At 40.2% G+C, this 20,913-nt stretch carries 11 protein-coding genes and 1 riboswitch; of the genes, 2 read left to right on the forward strand and 9 right to left on the reverse strand.

Annotated elements, in window-relative coordinates:
* Positions 1-98 precede the first annotated feature (98 nt).
* From H9L23_RS11925 to H9L23_RS11955, 7 genes are all read right to left on the reverse strand, one after another.
* Positions 99-2,144: an alpha-amylase family protein gene (locus H9L23_RS11925; RefSeq protein ID WP_187595162.1), complete on the reverse strand. Its 2,046-nt coding sequence runs from the start codon at positions 2,142-2,144 to the stop codon at positions 99-101.
* A 253-nt stretch (positions 2,145-2,397) separates the two neighbouring features.
* The gene (locus H9L23_RS11930; protein ID WP_187595163.1) at positions 2,398-3,621 is read right to left on the reverse strand and encodes a DUF4998 domain-containing protein; all 1,224 of its coding nucleotides are present in this window, start codon (positions 3,619-3,621) and stop codon (positions 2,398-2,400) included.
* 34 nt (positions 3,622-3,655) lie between these two features.
* Positions 3,656-4,891 (reverse strand): DUF5000 domain-containing lipoprotein, encoded by a 1,236-nt coding sequence (locus tag H9L23_RS11935; RefSeq protein WP_187595164.1) that lies wholly within the window; start codon positions 4,889-4,891, stop codon positions 3,656-3,658.
* Between the two features lie 17 nt (positions 4,892-4,908).
* On the reverse strand, positions 4,909-6,840 hold the full coding sequence (locus H9L23_RS11940) for a RagB/SusD family nutrient uptake outer membrane protein (RefSeq protein ID WP_187595165.1): 1,932 nt from the start codon (positions 6,838-6,840) through the stop codon (positions 4,909-4,911).
* Positions 6,840-10,145 carry a SusC/RagA family TonB-linked outer membrane protein gene (locus H9L23_RS11945; protein WP_246474923.1) on the reverse strand — a complete coding sequence of 1,102 codons (3,306 nt, stop codon included), beginning with the start codon at positions 10,143-10,145 and terminating at the stop codon, positions 6,840-6,842. Before H9L23_RS11945 ends, H9L23_RS11940 begins: the two co-directional genes overlap by 1 nt.
* Positions 10,146-10,532: 387 nt before the next feature.
* Positions 10,533-12,125 (reverse strand): solute:sodium symporter family transporter, encoded by a 1,593-nt coding sequence (locus H9L23_RS11950; protein ID WP_187595166.1) that lies wholly within the window; start codon positions 12,123-12,125, stop codon positions 10,533-10,535.
* 9 nt (positions 12,126-12,134) lie between these two features.
* The gene (locus tag H9L23_RS11955; protein ID WP_187595167.1) at positions 12,135-13,157 is read right to left on the reverse strand and encodes a GntR family transcriptional regulator; all 1,023 of its coding nucleotides are present in this window, start codon (positions 13,155-13,157) and stop codon (positions 12,135-12,137) included.
* 453 nt (positions 13,158-13,610) lie between these two features.
* Here H9L23_RS11955 and H9L23_RS11960 point away from each other — a divergent pair, with 453 nt between their 5' ends.
* Positions 13,611-13,811: a YtxH domain-containing protein gene (locus tag H9L23_RS11960; protein WP_187595168.1), complete on the forward strand. Its 201-nt coding sequence runs from the start codon at positions 13,611-13,613 to the stop codon at positions 13,809-13,811.
* Between the two features lie 179 nt (positions 13,812-13,990).
* Here H9L23_RS11960 and H9L23_RS11965 read toward each other — a convergent pair whose 3' ends face one another.
* The gene (locus H9L23_RS11965; protein WP_187595169.1) at positions 13,991-15,424 is read right to left on the reverse strand and encodes a SusD/RagB family nutrient-binding outer membrane lipoprotein; all 1,434 of its coding nucleotides are present in this window, start codon (positions 15,422-15,424) and stop codon (positions 13,991-13,993) included.
* Between the two features lie 11 nt (positions 15,425-15,435).
* Complete coding sequence (locus tag H9L23_RS11970; protein ID WP_187595170.1) at positions 15,436-18,600, reverse strand: SusC/RagA family TonB-linked outer membrane protein; 3,165 nt, start codon at positions 18,598-18,600, stop codon at positions 15,436-15,438.
* A 323-nt stretch (positions 18,601-18,923) separates the two neighbouring features.
* A riboswitch (SAM riboswitch) is annotated at positions 18,924-19,030 on the reverse strand.
* A 137-nt stretch (positions 19,031-19,167) separates the two neighbouring features.
* Here H9L23_RS11970 and H9L23_RS11975 point away from each other — a divergent pair.
* On the forward strand, positions 19,168-20,442 hold the full coding sequence (locus H9L23_RS11975) for a peroxiredoxin family protein (RefSeq protein ID WP_187595171.1): 1,275 nt from the start codon (positions 19,168-19,170) through the stop codon (positions 20,440-20,442).
* Positions 20,443-20,913 lie beyond the last annotated feature (471 nt).

Below are 20,913 nucleotides of genomic sequence, written 5' to 3' on the forward strand. Positions count from 1 at the left end.
AATTACTAATGTTTTTATAGATAGAGGGTTGATTGAATGAGAATTATTGAATGAATGAGTTGTTGAATGAGTGAGTTGTTGAATGAATGAATGTATATCTATTTTTGATCTGAGGTTAACTTAAAAATCTGCGCATCTTTTGCGGGTAATTTAAGTGCCTGGTTATCTTTTAACATGGTTTTGGTTCGATCGATTAGATTTTCACAGCCGTATTTTTTATCTTTCTCCAAGCCCAGGCGTGTAAAATCGAGATTAAAGCGCTGCTCCGTATCGCCATAATTAAATACGGCCAGGTATTTTACATTACCCACCTGTTTAATAAAAAATGACGAGGCTGATTTGCCCTTGTTTCCTTCTACAGGAGTAAATGCCTTTCCATCTTCCAGAATCTTCAGGATTCCGGTATTGTTCAATAAACGCTGTGCCGTGCCTGTCCATTTTCCCTGACGCGAAAAATCATCACCAGCGATGCAGGTACCCGTAACAATAGCCGATAAAAATCTGGCTGTATTTTCGCCATCGGATTGATCGGAAAATACCACATGGTCGGCGTCGATATAATCATAAAGGTAAGTTTGCCACCAGCCATTACTTACACTGTTTAAAGTATATTCGGTATCTTTTATCGATTTAAAGGCATCGCAGGCAATCCGGCGGACATGCACATACCGGCCAGAAGCCATGCTTGGTGAAATGGCAGCATACACCAACATTTTACCATCGAGCTGTTTTAACAAAAACTCCATTCCGGTTTTATAGGCTTGCATGCCAGTGGTGATTTTCGGATTGTAAAAATGATCGGATTCTATCGCCGCATGACCTAAAAAATCGATTTTAATCATTTCGAAACCGCATTCCTTAAACTTATTGATTACGGTTGCAATGCGTTGTTGCGTGCCCGGATGCGTGGGGTCTAATGCCCTTGCCCCATCTATATCATGGTAACCTGAACCTACTTTCGTCCACATTTCTGCAAAAGTATAATCTGTTCCATCGGCTTTACGGTTGCCTCCGCCTGCAAAACCCCAATCAACAAAAGGTGCCCAGTAGATGCCCGGTTTTAATCCCTTTGATTTGGCATGATCTGCAAAGGCTTTTAGTTTGGAGTAATCGCCGGTTAAACCTCCTTTTAACAGGTTATCCCAGTACGAATCGAGATCGATATAAGCTACGCCCCCGCTCCTGAAACTTTTCAGGCTATCGGCAAAAAAATCAGTTACCTGATTGGCTTTTTCGAGCGTGATTTTCTCCTGCATGGCACCCCAGCTGTTCCAGCCCACTGGTGTGGCTTTCTTCCATTTAAATACAATGGGTGGTTCCGAAATCCTGTTCAGTTTGGCATAAGTTTCCATGCCCAAACGCCAGTCATCAAAAGCACCGAAAAATACTTTCGCCGAACTGATTGAGTTGCCACTTAAATAACCATGCGAAATTTTATCTCGGGTAATGTTTTCTTCGGTATAACCACAAATGGCTTGGATACCAATTTTTTTATCGTTGTCCATTGTGGTAATGATGCCTGTTTTCCAGTTAGTGTGGTCGATAGAACCAATTACAAAACCTTTTCGCGATTGATCGTGGTATAAAGCACTAACCTCTGAACTTGGGTTGCTAACATTCGCTTTTAAGGATACGGTATTGTAAGAAATAAAGGTATCGTTATCAAAGGGCACGAATAAACTGGTGGGTGTTTCTGAAGTCTCACCATCAATCAGGTTTCCGTTTAGCGGAACAATGTGGTTAACGGACAAATTAATCCCTTCCAGGATAATACCGATCATAAAATAATCTTTACCGCTGTAGGTATAAAATACCTGTTGCATATCGGGCAAACCCGACTGTTTTAACAGGAAAACATGTTTAAAACCATTGCCAAAAGCATCTTTAATGGCTATTTTGCTATAGCTAATCTGTTTATAATCTTTAGAGCTGATTTTTTTTTTCTGATATTCGGCTTGCGAAAAACCATTTAACAACAGTTGATTTGCTCCATAAGTAACATTAAAAGTACCTATTTTGAGGTTGTAGTCTATTTTTCCATTTTTACCATAATTGATTAGGATTGCCGAAGCAGAACTGCCCGAAAGGACAAGCAAGAATAAAATTAAAAGTGCCTGATGTTTGAATAAAAATTTAAAAATCATGTAGTATCATTTGTGTTTTGTTTTACTCATACTTAAAAAAGTTTTAACCACAGATGCACACAGATAAACACTGATTTTATATCTGTGTGCATCCTTTTCATCTGTGGTTAAAAGAATGGATATGGTCACAGGGTTCGTCATTTCGAGCGGAGCGCAACGAAGTTGAGATAGATCTCTCCATTCCACTGCGTTCCAGTCGAGATGACGACAGTTCTGTTTAAATATCTCAGTCAGGACGGTCCTTTAAAAAAGGTTATTGTATATTCCAGAACCTGATTTCGCTCATATTGCTATAATTGCCATCGCCAGTGGTTACATGCTTAATCCTGATGCGAATATAACGAATCGGTTTACCTCCGTTATCCAATTCCGAAGTAAAAGCATTTTTTCCATCATCAGTTCTGGTTACGTCTTTTAAAAGCGTCCATCCTTTACTTATTGCCTGCGCGGGCCAGCCATTATCGCTTGCAGATAATGTTGTAGTGGCATTGCTTATATCGGCAGTTCCCCAAACTTCAAAACGATCTGGATTATTACAACAATCTCTTCCGGTTTCTTCGATGCGGGATAAATTGAAGTATATTTTACCTAAATCGAAGGTAATTACATGTGGCATACCACTGTTCCCTGCGCTATGGAAAATATTCGGATAGCCCTGCGGTCCAACGCTTCCATCCCACAATTTACTGATGCTGGTACCCGACTCGTAAGTCTGCGCATCGCCTGGTAAATGAACTTCGTTAAAAAGCGATCGGTTACAAAGCACATATCTTGGTACGATTTCTGGAAAAACAGAGAAATCACTCACAGCAAATACATCCAAAGAACCTTTACCAGGAATATAAGATGATTTGTACTGGATGCTTGTACCTGGTTTATAATCGCTCAGCGTGATGGCAGTATCAAGCGGTAAAAGTATTTTATCAACAGTTGATCCAGCAACATTAGTATACCTAACCACTGTATTTACATTAATGGTATCTGGTGCTTTAAAGTTTAATTGTACTGAATTGGTGCTGTTAATTAAGTATGGATCTACCACATTATAAGGCCTGTTTAATAAGCCTGATTGATACAATGGACCGAAAACCCTTACATTTCTGGCTTCAATCGGGATCGATTTATGCCCCTGCGCATCGTAAGAATAAACCGTAAAAGTATAAGTATATTCCTTCAAATTCGGGATGGTTACTTTAATGGTATCCAGTGGATTATGGGTGGTAGGTGTAACTACAACCGAATCGGCACTGTTGTTCCAATATACCACATATTTGGTTATACTTGGGTCTGGACTTGGGTTCCACCACAGTGCAGTTCTTAAATTGCCCGGTTTGGTTACAATGTTTGCTACGCGGCCGGGGTACACAATCTCACCATCTTTTAAATATTCTTTAAAGGCAAGATCATCTTTGGTACAGCTGATAATTACTGTTAACAGCAAAAAGAACAGACCGCTAATTTTATATATACTTTTCATATCTGAAAATTTATCATTTTATATTATCTGTTAACTACCTTGGATCGCCGTAAAAAGCCATTTCCATTGCGTGCGCAAATGTACCGTTAGACCATGTTGTGCTGACCGAAAGGCGTACATAGCGTACTTTTGGATTGCTTAACGGGAAATTGAAACTTACACCTGCTTTTACGAAATCGTTGTCTGCCGTGGTATGTGCAACAGGCGCTAAACCTGAGGGAGGATTTGGATAATTATAATTACCCATATTAATCCAGTCGCCGATAATGGTGCCCTCTGGTGCTGATAAAGGAAGTTGCGCATCGCGTGGAGCAGCTGCATCAGAACCCCATACCGAAAATACTTTAGGATTTCCGTGCCCATAAGCATACTTATCGCCCCCATCTGGTCTTTCCCATAAAATAAAGCGGCTTAGTTTTGCGCTTACTCCTAAACCAAATGTAGCGATTGCAGGCATTGCACCACCCGGCGCCGTGTGCCACCCGTTAGAGTTACCATCTGTTTTACCATCCCATAAGTAAGGAAGATCCCAGCCATAGGCAATCACGCCATCTGTAGGAAGCCTGTACTGGAAAAATTTATTTCTATCCAGTAAGGTTTCAAAGAAAGGTGTAACAGTTGTATAAGTAGTATCAGAGATGTTTCCGAAATTATCAGTTACATAAAATCCGATTTTCTTCGCCACAGGCGCGTAGCCCCTTACTGAATAGTTGATTACTTCTGTTTTGCCATAATGCTGATCGATTACATCCGAAACATTATTATTGCCAACACCTAAAAGGATAATCCCCAGGTTATTTTTAGCTGGATTTGTACCGGTAATTTTGATGCCGCCAAAATCGGCTTCAGCGTTAATAGTCGGTTTAGCCAGTAAATAAGGTGGGGTATCGGGATTAACTCTTACCACCACAGGATCAGATTTAACCTCTGCCCTGCTTACGGCATATAAGGTAACATCGTAACCCTGCTTTTTGGCAAAACCATCCACCATAATCGAATCAGAATAATAACTCGATTTGGTTTCGCGGGTGGTTACCCCGTTTATTTTATACTGCGCCAATACATATAACAGGTTTTTTGAGTTTGGCAAAGAATAGGTAATGTAAGCACCGCCATTAAAATTATCTACTTTAACATTGGTAACCACCCCAGGCTTTGTCATGTCAGACGAAGCCGGATCGTTATAGGTTTCCATTTTTTTACAGGCCGCAATACTGGCCAATACGGAAACGATAAGCGCCAGGTAAATACTATATTTAATACGTTTCATATCTTTAATATTTTAAACTACCAGTAAGGATTTTGAACTAAGTTTGGATTTACAACCAGATCGTAACTTCTGATCGGCCATAAATAATCTTTTAAGCCAAAAACAGGGATAAACTGGGTAGTTGGACGGTAATAATTAATGGCCTCGGCATTATTAATGCTCCAACCCTGTATCGGTGCGGTTAAAACCGACTGAAGTTCCTTCCATCTTCTTAAATCCCAGCCACTTTGGCCTTCAAAACATAGCTCAATCCTTCTTTCCTGGTGAATAATCTGCCTTAAACCGTCTTTATTATTAAATTTATTCGGATTTTTTGAAAAGTTTGTCCACGATGCCTGTACGCCCTGCAAACCTGCTCTTTGCCTAACTTTATCGATATAGGTAAACACTTCTGTACTGGGCCCGCTTACCTCGTTTAAGGCTTCAGCATAAAGTAAATATAAACCTGCCAACCTGATCAATGGTAAACGGAATGCAGAAGGCTGAAAGCCATCATCATAAACTGAAGCATAACTCACCAGTTTTTTTGGCCAATAACCTGTAATGTTCAAACGGATGTTATCACTGGGTGCCGCAAGCCCGCTTCCCCTGGCCGAAACATAGTATAATGGATTGGCCGGATCGTCCTGATTATTTCTTCCATTACCAAACCAGATCCCGCCATCAAAAGCGATATCTGCATAGAAACGCGTTTCGCGTGCAAAATGACCTTTAATGGTTTCGTAACCCTGCTGAATATAATAACGGCTGGCATTATCACCCACTTTAATGGTATTTCTTCCTGCATAATCCCAGGTTTTATCTTCGCTGATCGGCACACCATTTACGGTATAAAAAAGTTCCTGGGTACTTATCGGTGCAGAAAAAGTAGAAGGGTTAGAGAAGTTGTTTACTGCCGATTTTGCAGTAAGCCTTGGTGTTGCAAAGCCCTGGTAACTAAACTCCGGATTGGAAGCCCAGATAATCTCCGAATTCAACTCCCATTTTTCAGTAACTGCGTTCTGTACATCCAATTCTCTTTTTAACGAATCAGATAATTTCCCTACCGTTGTTGGCGATTGGAAGGTATATAATTTAATACCCTGACCTTCTGCAGCTACAATGGCTGCTTTTGCTGCATCAGCAGCTTTTTTCCATTTTTGCGCATCAAAAGCTGCCGGGAAAAGACTTATTCCGTCTTTATCTTTGAAGCTAACATAATCAGGATTGCCGTTAAAAAGCGGACTGGCGGCTGTTGCCAATACATCAGCCTTAACCGATAACGCAATTACACTGGTTACCCTACCCAATTCTGTTGCCTGACTGCTGATTACCGGAGGTAGATTAGGGATGGCTTCATCCAATAGAGATACAATATAATCAACGGTTTCGTCAACTGGTGCCCTTTTTACACGTACTTCATCAGTACTGCTATTGATGGCCAGATTGGTTTTAATCAAAGGAATCGGGCCGTACATTTTAAAAAGCACATAATGATAATAGGCTTTTAAAAATTTAGTTTCGGCAATCCAGCGTTGTTTTTCTGCAGCACCCAGATCAATCGGTTTATCGATATTTTCGAGCATGATGTTACAGATTCTGATGGAACGCCAAAGACTGTAACTGCCTTCGCTCCCATCCCATGCATTTAAACCTGGGTTTGCCGCGGTTTGTGTTCCCCTTAACAGGTTGAAACCTGTACGGTTAAAATTCAGGTAATTATCTAGTGTGTTCGAATAAATCAGCTCCGAAGAAGTAGTAAAACCCGGGTTCGAAGCCGCATCATTCATGCGCTGCAGGTAAGCATAACAAGAGTATAAATAGTTTTCGGCTTCATTCCTGTTCCTGAACGCATAATCGAGTGTACCTAAGTTATCGGGTGTGATATCAAGGTACTTTTTACAGGATACAAAAGTACCCAATACCATCATGATGCAGCCGTATGTAAAATATATTTTTATCGTTTTCATTATAAGGTTACGTTAAGACCAACATTGAATACCTTTTGTATTGGATAGGCAAAACCGTTTCCGCCTTGTTCTGGATCCCACATTTTAAATGGACTCCAGGTAATCAGGTTTAAACCATTTAAGTAAATGCGGCAGGAGTTAAGCTTGATCTTACTCGAAATGCGCTGTGGAAGGGTATAGCCAAGCTCAAGCGATTTAAGCCTTAACAAACGGCCGTTTCTCATCCACCAGGTACTGGTTTGTGCATTGTTTTCCAGATCTGCAGCATTTACCGCCAATCGTGGATAAAGCGCATATAAATTCTGGTTTTCCGGCGACCAGTGGTTATCGGCAAAATCTTTTAACAATTGCGTGTTACCATAAATATACTGCTGATTGCTCGGTACAAAAGGACTCACCTTGGTTGGATCGATAAAGAAAGTCATTCTATCCTGTCCTGTAAAAAAGGCTGATAGATCGAAACCTTTGTATGAAGAACTGAAACCGAAACCATACACCACTTCTGGCGATTGAGGGAAACCAATGTAAGCTTTATCAGCATCATCAATTTTACCATCATTATTTAAATCGCGGTATTTAATATCGCCTGCTCTTGGCGGTTTGCCACCTGTTGAGAAAATCTGGGTTGGTGAATTTGCCACCTCTTTATCATCCACAAACAAACGCTCAGCAATGTAACCGTAGTTTCTGCTAATCGGCTGTCCCGTGGTATACCGATAAGCTTCTGCCCACTGCGGCTCCTCGTAATTGATGTATTTATTTTTGGCAAAGGTTAAATTAGAACGTACCGCAAAGGAAAATGCATTTACGTTAAACTTATAATCAAGCGATAAATCGATCCCTCTTGATCGCGCCTTACCAATGTTTGCACCAATATCAGGAGCGCCGGTGTTTGGATCAATCGCCTCCAGTCCCAGCGTACTCGGTACGTTTTTACGGATCATGTAAATATTGTAGCGATCGTTATTATAAACCTCTGCAATAATGTTCATGTTTTTGAAAAGCGTAGCTTCTAAAGCTATGTTCGTTTGGCGCGAAGTTTCCCAGGTAATATCTGTATTTTCATAACTGTTAATGTATACCCCTGGTCGGGTAGCCGCACCATTATAACCAAATTGAGCATAATTTCCACCACCATTTAAATTCACATCTGATTGGTAGAAAAAGCGTTGCGATCCGATGGCATCGTTACCCACCAAACCAAAACTGCCCCTCAATTTCAATCGGCTAACCACATTAGAGATTCCGCCTTTCCAGAATTCTTCGTTCGATACAATCCATCCCGCACCAATGGTTGGGAAGAAACCAAAACGGTGATTCTCCGAAAACCTCTCCGATCCGTTGTACCCGAAGTTGGTTTCTAAAAAGTAACGGCTTTTGTACGAGTAAGTTAATCGTCCTGCCAAACCTAAGTTTCGGTAAGGAAGCGAGTATTGTAAAGTGCGGGTATTGGTTTTTGGATCTTTTGCATTGTTATAAAGGTTCTGTTGTGCAGTACCAATCAATGTACCGCTAATGGTATGGCTCTGACCAAAAGTATGATCGTAGTTTACGGAAGCCTGTCCATAAAGAAAGGTACTGATGTTCGGATCACCCGGATAGTAACTTAAATATTCCTGTGCAATGTTGGGAACTTTAGATGGATCTCCGGTAGCGGAGTTTAACCAGTTTAACACGTAAGTATTGCTTCCTTTGTCATACGAACCTACGTTATAATAAAATGGTGAATATGCCATTGATGAATCGAAGTAAGAATACCTGTTGGTGCTAAAAATCGATTTGAACGAAAGTCCTTCTGTTAAGAAATCGAGTTTTTGGTTCAGTTCCAGTTGTGCCGACATACGCGATTCACTTGAACTTTTATGTCCGCGGAGTAATGCGGCATAAGGGTTGTTGTACAAAATACTGTTTACCCCTGTACCACCGGTATTTCCGAATAAAATGTGCTGTGCATTTTGATTGGCCGCATCAGCAGGAAAATAAGCCGGAAATATAACCGGACTGGTATGCACGGCAATATTGTAAAGATCGGTCGAAAAACCACCATCGGTAGCCAACGGACCATTGTATTCGCTAAAATTACCCGATAAACGCACCACCAACTCGGTAGTTTTGCCTAAATCGATATTGATGTTAGAGCGCAACTGGTAATTCCGGAATTTTACGTTGTTATCGTTATTGTTTCTGTCATCCTGATTAAGTACGCCATTATCCAAATTATAAGAACCCGCAATATAATACCTGGCTACACCACCGCCACCACTTACACTCATGTTGGCACGTTGCGTACTCGTTCTCTTTTTAAATAGTAAGCCCAACCAATCAACCGCCGGGTAAACATATTCGTTATAACCCGGGCTTTTATTTACCGTTGCCTGGGTATTGATGATCTGGTTCGGTGTAAACATCGGATCCATTCCCCTGCCTATGGTAGCCTCATTAAAGAGCCTCATATAAGTAATCGGATCGGCAAGTTCTAAATTTTGGGTAGATTGTGAAGAAGAATTTTCCAATCGGAAACTAATTTTAGCCTTACCTTCTTTACCGGATTTGGTGGCCACTAAAATTACCCCATTCGCTCCCCTGGCACCATATAATGCGGTTGCACTGGCATCTTTCAGGATGGAGAAACTTTCGATATCATCAACCTGTAAACGCGCCAGATCCGAACTCGTTAACTCTACGTTATCGATCAAAATCAACGGATCCTGCTTGTAACCAAAAGTAGTTACCCCGCGGATAAAAAACTGCGAGTTATCCTGGCCAGGCTGTCCGCTGCGCTGATAACCAATTACACCCGCTATCTGACCTGAAAGTGCATTGGTTAAATTGCTCGATGGTATTTTAAGGTTGCCCACTTTCACCGTGGTAACCGAACCTACCAAAGCCTCCTTACGCTGCTTTTGCCCTAAAGCGGTAATCACCACCTCTTCCGAAAGCATATTTTCTTCAGTTAGTTTAATGTTGATTACGTTACCTGCGCCAACCGTTGCCCTCTGTTCGCGGTAACCTACATAAGAAAAACGGAGGATTTCGCCTGGAGCCACATCGAGCACAAATTTTCCGTTGTTATCGGTTTGCGTGCCTACGTTAACCTTGTTTACTACTGCCACAGTTACGCCGGGCAGCCCCACCCCTAACGTATCGGTAACCTTACCCGTAATGGTTTTCTTCCCTGTTTGGGAATAACCTTTTAGGGGCATAAAAATCAGGAAAAATACAAGCATCGAACCTGTCAATACCAGTGCATTTTTTAGCCTGCCAGACACCGACAGGTGCCCACAAAACAAAAATAATTGCTTCATTTGCTAATAAGCTTTTAAATGATGAATTAAAAAATTGTAGATAGATGTAGATCGACAGAAATTAATGCTTTTTAAGATTTTGTAGATCTGCCGGCCATCCTTTAGCAATTGAAGGTAGGCTTTGCATTGCTGCACAATAAGTTGTAAAATTTCTCATATTTTGGGATTATTTGGTTAATGAAAACATTAGTTTAGGTAGGTGAATGATTTTTAATATCTTATTTACCTTTTATTCCCCTCTTTAAAAAGGAACAAACGCTGGAACGCAGATAAACAAATTCAACTATCCTATACTATCCTATCCTATTATTTTCAATTACAATGATAAACAAAATATTTAATATTCCAAGCGTGGAAAAAAAATATATAAACAATTGAAATACAGGACTAAGCAAGTATATAGGAGGAGAAAATAAAAAAGACAAGCGCCATTAGTGAGACTAATACAACATGATAGTAATGCCTATTCCTCCAGGGAATAATTGCAATTTTATTATCAAGTATCAAAGTATATGGAATTTGTTTGGGGTACAGCTTCGAAATGGATAACATCAATAAAACGGTGATGATAAAGATGATGGCCAATGTATGCAGGTAGTGCAGGTGGATAGAAAATACCCACTCGCTTAATACATAACAGGAAATAAAGAAAAGCATCCCTATTTTTGCAGCAATAGGTGGCATTTTTTTGGTGATAAAACCTAAAAAGATAATGGTGAAGATGGGAAGACTAAAAATTGCACTGATTTTCTGCAAATATTCGTAAAAACCATTTTTCGAGAAAATAATAAATGGAGCAAAGGCCATGGCAAATAAGGATACAGAAATCTGAAACAACCGCCCGGTTCTCAATAAACTCTTATCCGATAAGATTTTACCTTTTTTTTCCATAAAAGGTTTATATAAGTTCAGAAGAAATAAGGTACTCGAGCTGTTGAGTCCGGCATTAAAGGTGGTAATGGCAGCCCCAAAAAGAACACAGGCCGATAAACCCATTAAAAGTGGCGGCAATACATCTTTAATAAGCAAAGGAAATACCTGGTTGGTATTGGTTAAAACCGGATAAAGGTGCACCGCGATTAAACCAGGAATATTAATTAATAATGGACAAAGTAATTTGGCAAAACAGGTTAATGCGATCCCTTTTTGGCCTTCTTCCAAACTTTTGGCGGCCAGCACCTGCTGGATAATGTACTGCTCCATACCCCAGTAGTAAAGGTTAACGATGAGCATACCGGTAAACAGGGTGGAAAAAGGAACGGCATCTTTGCTGCTTCCTATCGAATTAAGGTGTTCTTTTTTGGTAGACAGAACAGTAGAAAGTCCGCTGAAAAAATCGCCTTGTCCTAAATAACGTAATCCGTAATATGGCAGGGCAATAATGAGGATCAGCATACCGGCACTCAATACGGTATCAGAAATGGTAATGGCCTTAAATCCGCCCAAAATAGTATAAACCGAACCAATCAGTCCCATAATCCACACAAAAACCCAGATGCTCTCCCAATAGGAAAGATGAAAACCGGAAAGATCGATCAGGTTGCTAAAGGCAACGGCACCGCCATAAAGTACCGAAGGAAGCAGGTTAATGATATAACTAAACAGAAAAACAACCGAAACCAGTGTTTTGGTCTGTTTATCATAACGTTTCTCTAAAAAATCGGGAATGGTACGGATCCCGGTTTTAAAATAAATGGGAATAAAAAACTCAGAAACGATAATCATGGCAAAAATGGAGGAAATCCCCCACCCGATTACCGACATGTTATTGATGTACACTGATTCGTTTTCGCCGATAAACTGGTTGGCGCTGATGTTGCTGAAAAACAGTGAAGCACCGATAATAATAAAACCATTGGTGCGGTTGGCAAAGAAAAAACCACTTATTGTCGATCTTTGTGTTTTCCTAGTTTTGAAATAAGAAATGGTCGCGGCCAGAACCGTGAACAGGATAAAACTGATGATAGCCGTTGTTCCCACGCGATGGTGTTAAAGTGAATTTCTTCTGATCAGTTTATTTTCCATTACCTGTTTAATCGGCTTTAAGTTCAGCACAAACTCGGCAGCTAAGCGGCCCATGTGCGCAAAATCGATTGAAAAAGTAGTAATCCCATCAAATATGATCTCTTTAACGTTATCATCGTTATGTGAAAGGATACCCAGATCTTTACCCACTTTTAATCCTTTTACCCTGGTATCTTTCAGCATTTCCCAAAGTTCGAGGTTGTGTATGGTAAAATAAACCTTATCGGGTGCAATACTGCCTGCCTCGTAACTGTTTTTGATTACCCCATTGATGTTAAATTCTTTTATAAAACGTTTAAAGGAAATCAATACTTCATTCGGCTCAGCAGAAGAAGGTTTAAAGAAAAAAACAAATTCCGAAAACTCCTTAATTCTGGGAGCCAATTCTAAAAAAGCATTATAAGAAGCCTTTTCAAACTCCTGAACAATATAGGAATAATCGCCTTTCAGTTTTACATAACGATCTACAATCAATAATTTTTCTTTTGGCAATTGCTCCAAAACTTCTTTGGCTGCATTACTTTCTATCGGTGCAATTACATATAAACCATATTGGCCTTTGTTGCTGTTGATGATCGATTCGAAAACGCTAAAGTTATTGTGGTGAAAATATACATCAACCTGAATGTTATCGCCCAAATGATCGCGGAAGTTCTGGTAAAAAGTTTCCTGAAAGGTGTCGAAAGCGTAAATTAACAGACAAACTTTCAGGTGCTGTTCGGTATCATCAGTGGCTACAAAATAGCCCATCCTGTTTTTCGACTCCAAAATCCCTCTGCTGATCAGCTCTTTATAGGCCTTACCAATGGTTTCTTTGGCAAAACCGGTTTCCCGCATCATTTCGTTAACCGAAGGCAGCATGTCGCCCTTGGCAATCAGTTTATGATTAAGGCCATTAATGATTCCCTGTACAAGCTGTTCGTGTTTCGAGAAAGAATTTATGATGCTCAAATCTTTAATTTCATTGAACAACTTTTCCTTATTCATGCAGTAATATTTGGTTTAATCGATTTACCGGAGGTTAATTGCCCGAAATATATAAATTTAATGGAGATAATCTGTAAAAATTTAATAATGATCGTTATTTCGATCCCAGCTGGTCTTAGTGTCCCGCTAAGACCTTCGTAATTCCTCTCCGTGGCCTGTGCCCCCGCAGACCACCTCAACTAGTCTATCATAAATTGCATCATAAATTTACCACAGATGCAAACAGATAAACACAGATTCTATCGGTCGATGTCACCCCCATCAAAACATAATAATAGTTGCCACGGAAACACTGATTATCACGAGCTATTTTTCTTCGGTTTCCGTGTTTCCGTGGTAAAAAAACAGCAAAGTTAATGCAACATCAAATAAGAGTAGCTGTAACAATAGTTATTAAAAATTGTCTAAAACTTTTAACGGTCTCAAAATGTTTAATTAAAAAAAGAAAAGAACATGGGAATTTTAAAAACAGCAATTATTGGCGCTGCAGTATATGCCGGCGTAAAATATATCACTAAAAAAGATCCGATTACAGGACAATCAATCGTTGATGAATTGTTTGATCGTGCACCAGAATGGGCCGATAAAGCAAAGGGTTATACAGAAGACCTGAAATCAAGGGTGAGTAATGCCGCTGAAGATTTAGCGAGATGACTGCCTTGCAGAAATAAAGAGCCTGAAGAGGCTAAATACCTATTTCTCTGATCAAACAAAAACGTCCCGGCTTAAAACCGGGACGTTTTTTTGTTACGGAGCGATCGTCTTTCCCGCGCAGGCGGGAATCTTAAAGCCTGTCGTATTTAAAGATACTTCCTCTTTTTTCCGAATTAAAACTAAAAAGCATCAAACCAAAGTTTGGTGGTTAATAAATCTGCACCCTGACTACTAACTGCATTTTTATAATTCTGCCCATTTAATGATTGCTCGGTACCCGGATAAATAAAACGTACCGGAATCTTACCATTCAAAACGGTATTTACAGAAGCGGTTAACTGTGGATAATCTAACCTGCGTTGCTCTGCCCAGGCTTCCAAGCCCTGACCAAATAAGGCAATCCATTTTTGCTCACCAATTGATTTTTTATAATTGGAAGCATTATATTGTACCGCAACCTGATTAATATAATCATCTACGGCTGTCCCAGATATACCATATTGGTTAAACGAAGCCGTGATAGCTTGTTTATATAAATTTTCGGCATTTTCCGTAGTGAAACCTCTTGCTGCTGCTTCTGCCCTATCGAAAAGCAATTCGGCATAGCTGAAAATTACAGCTGGTGCCTTGGCATCTAAAAAGTAAGCACCTGGTTTTGAAGAATTTGCCAATCCTATTGCACTGGCCTCAGAGTTGGTAGAACCATTCGGGATCCCCACATAAACCTGCGGCGTAACATTTTCCGTTTTACTGGCATAAACAGGTAACCTTGGATCGTTTAGCGAAAACAGTTTATCTACAATGGTTTTGCTGATCCGATAATCATTTCTGGTTTCGAATGAAGCCGCTACCGGATTTTGCTGTGGCGAAACATCATATTTGAGTATTGCACTTTCTGAATTACTGCTGATATAAGCACCTCCTTCTGCCTGTACCTCATCAATCACCTGTTTGGCTTTGGCCGGATCTTTATCTGCAATGCGTAAAGCAATACGAAGGCGTAAAGCATTGGCAAACTTTTTCCATGAGGCAATATTGTTGCCGTAAATCACATCACCGGCAATAACCTTTCCTGCAGGATCCAGGGCTGCCTGTGCAGATTTTAAATCGTTCAGAATACCATAATAAACATCCTTTTGTTTATCGTAAACCGGTGTAACAAACTGTTTTATTTTCCCCGCCTGCGAATAAGGAATGTCCCCATAAGCATCGGTAAGCAACAAAAATGTCCATGATCTTAGTACCAGCGCTACGCCTTTATAGTTCGAATTGCCCTGTGCATCGCCCAGTTCGATAATTTTATTAAAACCGGCAATGCTCTGGGCATACCCTGTTGACCATAATGCGGTAAAACTACTGTTCGAATAAATAAAACGGTCTTCTTCTGTGTATTGCACTTTGGCCCATTGCTGTGCAAAAAGCAGGCTCGAGTTCATGTTATTGGTTACACCCCAGTAGGTATCGGCAGTAATTTTTGTGGTTCCGGTAAGCAAATAATCGGGTTGTGGAATTTCCGGCGCATTTGGATTGATGTTCACCTCATCCAGTTCTTTTTTGCATGATGAAAATGCAATTGCCAAAATGGCCAGTATATATAGTTTCTTATTTTTCATAATGGAAATATTTAAAATTTAACATTCAGATTGATACCATAACTGCGTGTGCTTGGGTTAGATAAACTTTCTAAACCTTGACCGTTACCGGTGTTAAAGGCTACTTCCGGATCGATATCAACAGTATTCCGGTGAATAATCCACAGATTACGGCCAACAAGCGATACCGAAACGCCTTGTAAACTTAACGGACGGAGCCATTTTGCAGGTAAATTATAGCTTAATTTCACCTCACGGAGTTTAACATAAGACGCATCGAAAATATTTGCTTCGTCTATATTTCTGAAGGTTTTGTAATACTGTTGGGCAGGCAATATCTTCTCATTACGTTTGCCATCAGCGGTTACGCCATCAAAAATAATCCCGTCATCATACACCGTAACGCCTGCAGGTGCAGATCCATTTACCCGCACAGTACCGTTTGCTTTATCGTTACCAGGATAATAATAGGAAATTCCACCGTATTCAGCTGCCCTTCCCGGAAGTGTAGAAGCTAAAACGCCAGTATAAGTTCCTGTAGCATAAGTTCCGTTATAAATAGAGCCTCCAATGCTGGCATCAACCAATACGCCTAAGCTGATACCTTTATAGGTGAAGGTGTTGTAAACCCCACCGATCCAATCTGGCGTATATTTCCCCAATACCTGTTTAGTTGGGTTTGTAGCAGGTGCACCTGTGGCATTAACGATGATGTTTCCGTTACCATCCCTTAAAAATGCTGTCCCGAACAATGATCCATAAGGCTGACCAACCGTTGCAATTACCTGCGCCGAATTTGATGCCACCACATAATTGGTTAATAATTTTTCGGCATCCAACTCAATTACCCTACTCCTGTTTGCTGCGAAATTAAAATCTACATCCCAGGTAAAAGCTTTTTTGATTGGCGTAATGCCCAATTGTGCTTCAATCCCTTTGTTATTGATTTTGCCGGCATTAAGCAATTTCGAGCTGAAACCTGTACTCTGACTTACATCAGCAGCTAAAATCTGGTTGTAACTATTCGTATTATATGCACTTAAATCGAAACGTAATCTTTTATTAAAGAAAACCGCTTCAAGCCCAAGTTCTGTAGAGGTGGTCGTTTCAGGCTTTAAGTTAGGATTCAGGTCGATAGAACCTGTTGTAAGCTGAGGATTACCATAAAACGGCGCACTAAATACATAAGTGTTGATTAAACGGTAAGGATCTGCATCTTTACCCACTTTAGACCAACCGCCACGTATTTTTAAATAGTTAAGGGCTTCGCTTTTAATATCGAATGCTTCCGTTGCTACAAAACTTCCGTTAAATGATGGGTAAAAATAAGACCTGTTCTGCGCAGGCAAGGTAGATGACCAATCGTTACGTGCCGTGATATTGGCGAAAAGATAATTTCTGAAACCGATCTGACCTGATGCATAAACACTATATGATTTTAAACGCGATAAATTATTGGATGAAACCAAGGGATCTCGTGAGTTTTTAAGGTTGTAAAGTCCTGCGATAGCCAGTTTAGGCGCACTTTGGTCGTTTTGCTCAATGTATTGCCTGCGGATATTACCACCACCCAATAATTCTAAGCTAAAATCATCGTTTAACTGTTTGTTAAAATTTAACGTTGCATCGGTATTATTTTCGCTTACCGTAAAGGCACTTTCGGTATAAGATCCAAAAGGTGTTCCATTGGTGCCATAAGCGATTCTAACTTTACGCCTGTCGTTGTAATAATCTGTACCTGATCTGAAATTAAAATCAAGACCATCGATAATTTTATAATTAAGGGCTAAACTTCCAATAATCCTGCTACGGTTTTGCGATACTGTATTTTCATAAGCAACCCAATATGGGTTACTATAGTAGCTGTTGTTCCAGTTAAACGTTTTTCCATTTTCATCCAAATAGTTTTTTAACTGGTTAATATCAACCTGACGACCAAACCAGGTAAACTGTAACATGGTACTGGTTGAGCGTGAACCACCTGTGCCTGGTAAATTATCAGAGTTAAGCTTACTATAATTCGCGTTAGCAGTTAAACTTAATTTCGGTGTAATTTTTAATGTAGTATTTAATACAAATGAGTTTTTCCCCTGACCTGAGTTCGGTACAATTCCCACCTGTTTAAGGTTATTGTAAGAAATGCGATAATCATATTTTTCACCTGCATCGGCAATAGATACCCCATTGTTTAATGAATAACCTGTCTGGAAGAAATCGCGTACGTTATCCGGATGTGCGATAAACGGAACAGGTACCCCTTTGGAATAAAACTGCGGGATTAACCTGCCATCAAGTTTCGGTCCCCAGCTCTCATCTACCCCATCATTTAGTCCTTTGCCAGCACCATCTACATAGCTAAATTTGCCTTCCGATCCCTGACCGAAAGCATTTTGATATACCGGTAGCGTAAGCAATGTTTCTAAAACCGCGTTTGAATTGATGGCAATACCCAATCCTTTTTTCGATTTACCGGTTTTGGTTTTAATAAGGATAACCCCTGCTGCAGCCCTTGAGCCATACAATGCAGCCGCATTTGGACCTTTTAAAACACTCATCGATTCAATATCCTCCGGATTGATATCTGAAATGGTATTGGCGTAATCCCTGGCACCAGCCGAATTCAACTGTGAGTTATCCACTGGAATCCCATCAACCACAAATAAAGGCTGGTTATTTCCTGCGATGGAAGTTTCTCCCCTGATCACCACACGTGATGAACCCATGCTTCCCTGGCTATTGGTAACCCTAACACCGGCAATTTTTCCGGCAAGGGCATTTACCAGGTTGGATTCTTTAGCTTCGGCTATACGGTCTCCTTTCAATTCCTGAACGGCATAACCCAATGATTTTTTCTCCCTTGAAATTCCAAGGGCCGTTACCACCACTTCGTCAAGCGCATTATCGCTGGATTGAAGAACAACCGAAATCGGTCCGTTTTTACTGATCTGTACTTCCTGGGTTTTAAAACCGATGTAAGAAAATACCAATGTGCCCTTTTCTGGTGCATTGATTGAAAAAGCACCTCTACCATCAGTAATAGTGGTTTGCTTGGTTTCTTTTATAAAAATGGAAACACCTGGAAGTGTTTCACCATCTGCCGACTTCACCGTTCCGGTGATGATGGCATTTTGAGCGAACAATTGCTGCGTAATAAAAAGCAGCAAAACAAACGCTATTGATTTAAAATTTGTGAACATGTGTGTGTAATTAATGATTAGATTAAGGATAAAAATTTGGCAAAACGATTCCACCACAGCTAAATACCGCGTTTCATTAAAGAATAAGAAGGAATGGTTAGATCAAAAAAGCCTGTTAAAATAGCGCTACTTTAACAGGGCGTGCGCATTCGGAAATATGCATTAGGGTTTGCATCAATGGATTTTAACTCGTCTGTTTTTTTCATTTCAATGATTTTCTATAAAACATTTTTACTGATCAGGAACGCATTGGAGGCAAAAAAAAAGCACCCCTTTAAATCAGAAGTGCTCCATATATTTTGATAAGGATAACGCAAACAACTGACTTAACTACCCCGGATTCATCTGGGATGGAATTAGCACCATTTCTATTTAATAGATGGTTGCTAAGGCTTCACAGGGCCATTCCCTCCGCCTTTCTTGATAAGTATTTTAAAATAACTGGGGCAAAGGTATAATTAATTCCATTTATCCTATAGTTTTTATAGAATTTTATTCAAATATTTTTTCTTTGGCTATTTCGTCCGTATATTTGTCGACTAATTTAGTCGATTAACACACGTCCCGATGAACATAAAATCCCTATTAACCGCCGCACTGGCCATATCAACCTCCTTAACCTTTGCACAACAACAGGCTGTATTGGCCAACAACGGGCAGGGAAAGGCTAAAGAAAAAACGACTAAGGCCTTCGTCGCACTGGGCATTTGGCGTGGAGTTGCCAAAGTAAAAGAAGGACTCAATATTCCTTTTAACTTCGAAATCAAAGAAAAAAACGGACAACAAAAACTCTATTTCCGCAATGCGGAAGAAAGATTTGAGGGTGGTTTGGTAAAACAGACGGCTGATTCTTTATTTGTAAAACTTGATCAGTTTGATAATGAACTTGCCTTTGCCCTTGTAGATGCCGATCATTTAAACGGCACATTAAGAAAACAGGATAAAGCAGGCAAACCTTTAACCATTGTAGCTGAACGTAAAAATTACCGTTTCGAAACACTTAATAAGCCTGCTACGGCAGATTATTCTGGCAGTTATGATGTCGTTTTTAAATCGCCTAATGGTAAAGATGAAAAAACAGTGGGTTTATTTAAACAGACCGGAAATAAACTTACCGGCACTTTTTTGCGTGTAACCGGCGATTCTCGTTATCTTGAAGGCGTGGTAGAAGGCAACGAATTCCAGCTTTCGAGTTTCATCGGCTCCTCTCCTGCTTATTACAAAGGTACCTTTCAGCCAGACGGTACTTTAAGTGGTGAAATTTTGGGTGCAAGGGGAAGTCAGGCTTTTACCGGAACCAAAAACAAAGATGCAGCCCTTCCCGACCCTTATAAGCTTACCTATCTTAAATCAGGATACAAAACCCTCGATTTCAGTTTTCCTGATGTAAATGGTAAAAAGATTTCGTTGAAAGATGAGAAATACAAAAACAAGGTAGTGATTTTAACCATTACCGGAAGCTGGTGCCCTAACTGCGTAGATGAAGCTACTTTTATTGCTCCATGGTATAAAGCCAATAAAAAACGTGGTGTAGAAATTATTGCTTTACATTACGAACGCTCAACTGAGCCCGAATATGCAAAAAAAGTAATGACCCGTTTCCGCGAGCGTTTTGGTATTGAATACGATCAGGTGCTTGCCGGCACAGCCGATAAACAGGTTGTTTCTGAATCGTTACCTGCACTTGATTCGTTTTTATCTTTCCCAACCACCATAATCATCGATAAACAGGGCAATGTAGCACAGATCCACACGGGTTTTAATGGTCCTGCAACAGGAAAGTTTTACGATGAATTTGTAAAGGAATTTAATACCGAGATTGATACGTTGTTGAAGAAATAGTAATTGGAAGGCGTTGAAGATACCTTGAAAGCCTATTTCATTAAGATTCCCGCCTTCGCCTATCGTGTGGACACAATTATTTATAATATTCTTCTACCGCTCTATGCCACGGCGGCATGGTACTTTGGGGCGCCAAAGTACCCAAAGCGCTTTGTCAATCCGGCAATGTGGCTTCTCACCATCTCACGCTCATCAAAAAAACAGCGGCACTTTGTTTAATCAGCAGTATAATAGGTTTTCATTTGTCTGATTGAGCCCTTCGGGGTTTGCTCGTTTATGCTCAATGAAAGTTTGAGTGATATTTTCACAAAACCACTGCGTTTCAGGTTTGGTAGTGCCAGTTTCCTATTGTGCAACTGTTTTTTTGATCCTTCCGCCACTTGGGATTGACGGAGTTCTTCGGTTAGGGCTGTGTTATTTCAAAGCAAGTTAGCATAACGCCACAAAAAATTTAAAAAAGATGTGTACACT

Origin of the sequence: Pedobacter roseus, from assembly GCF_014395225.1 — a bacterium.
In the GTDB taxonomy this organism is placed as follows: Bacteria; Bacteroidota; Bacteroidia; order Sphingobacteriales; family Sphingobacteriaceae; genus Pedobacter; species Pedobacter roseus.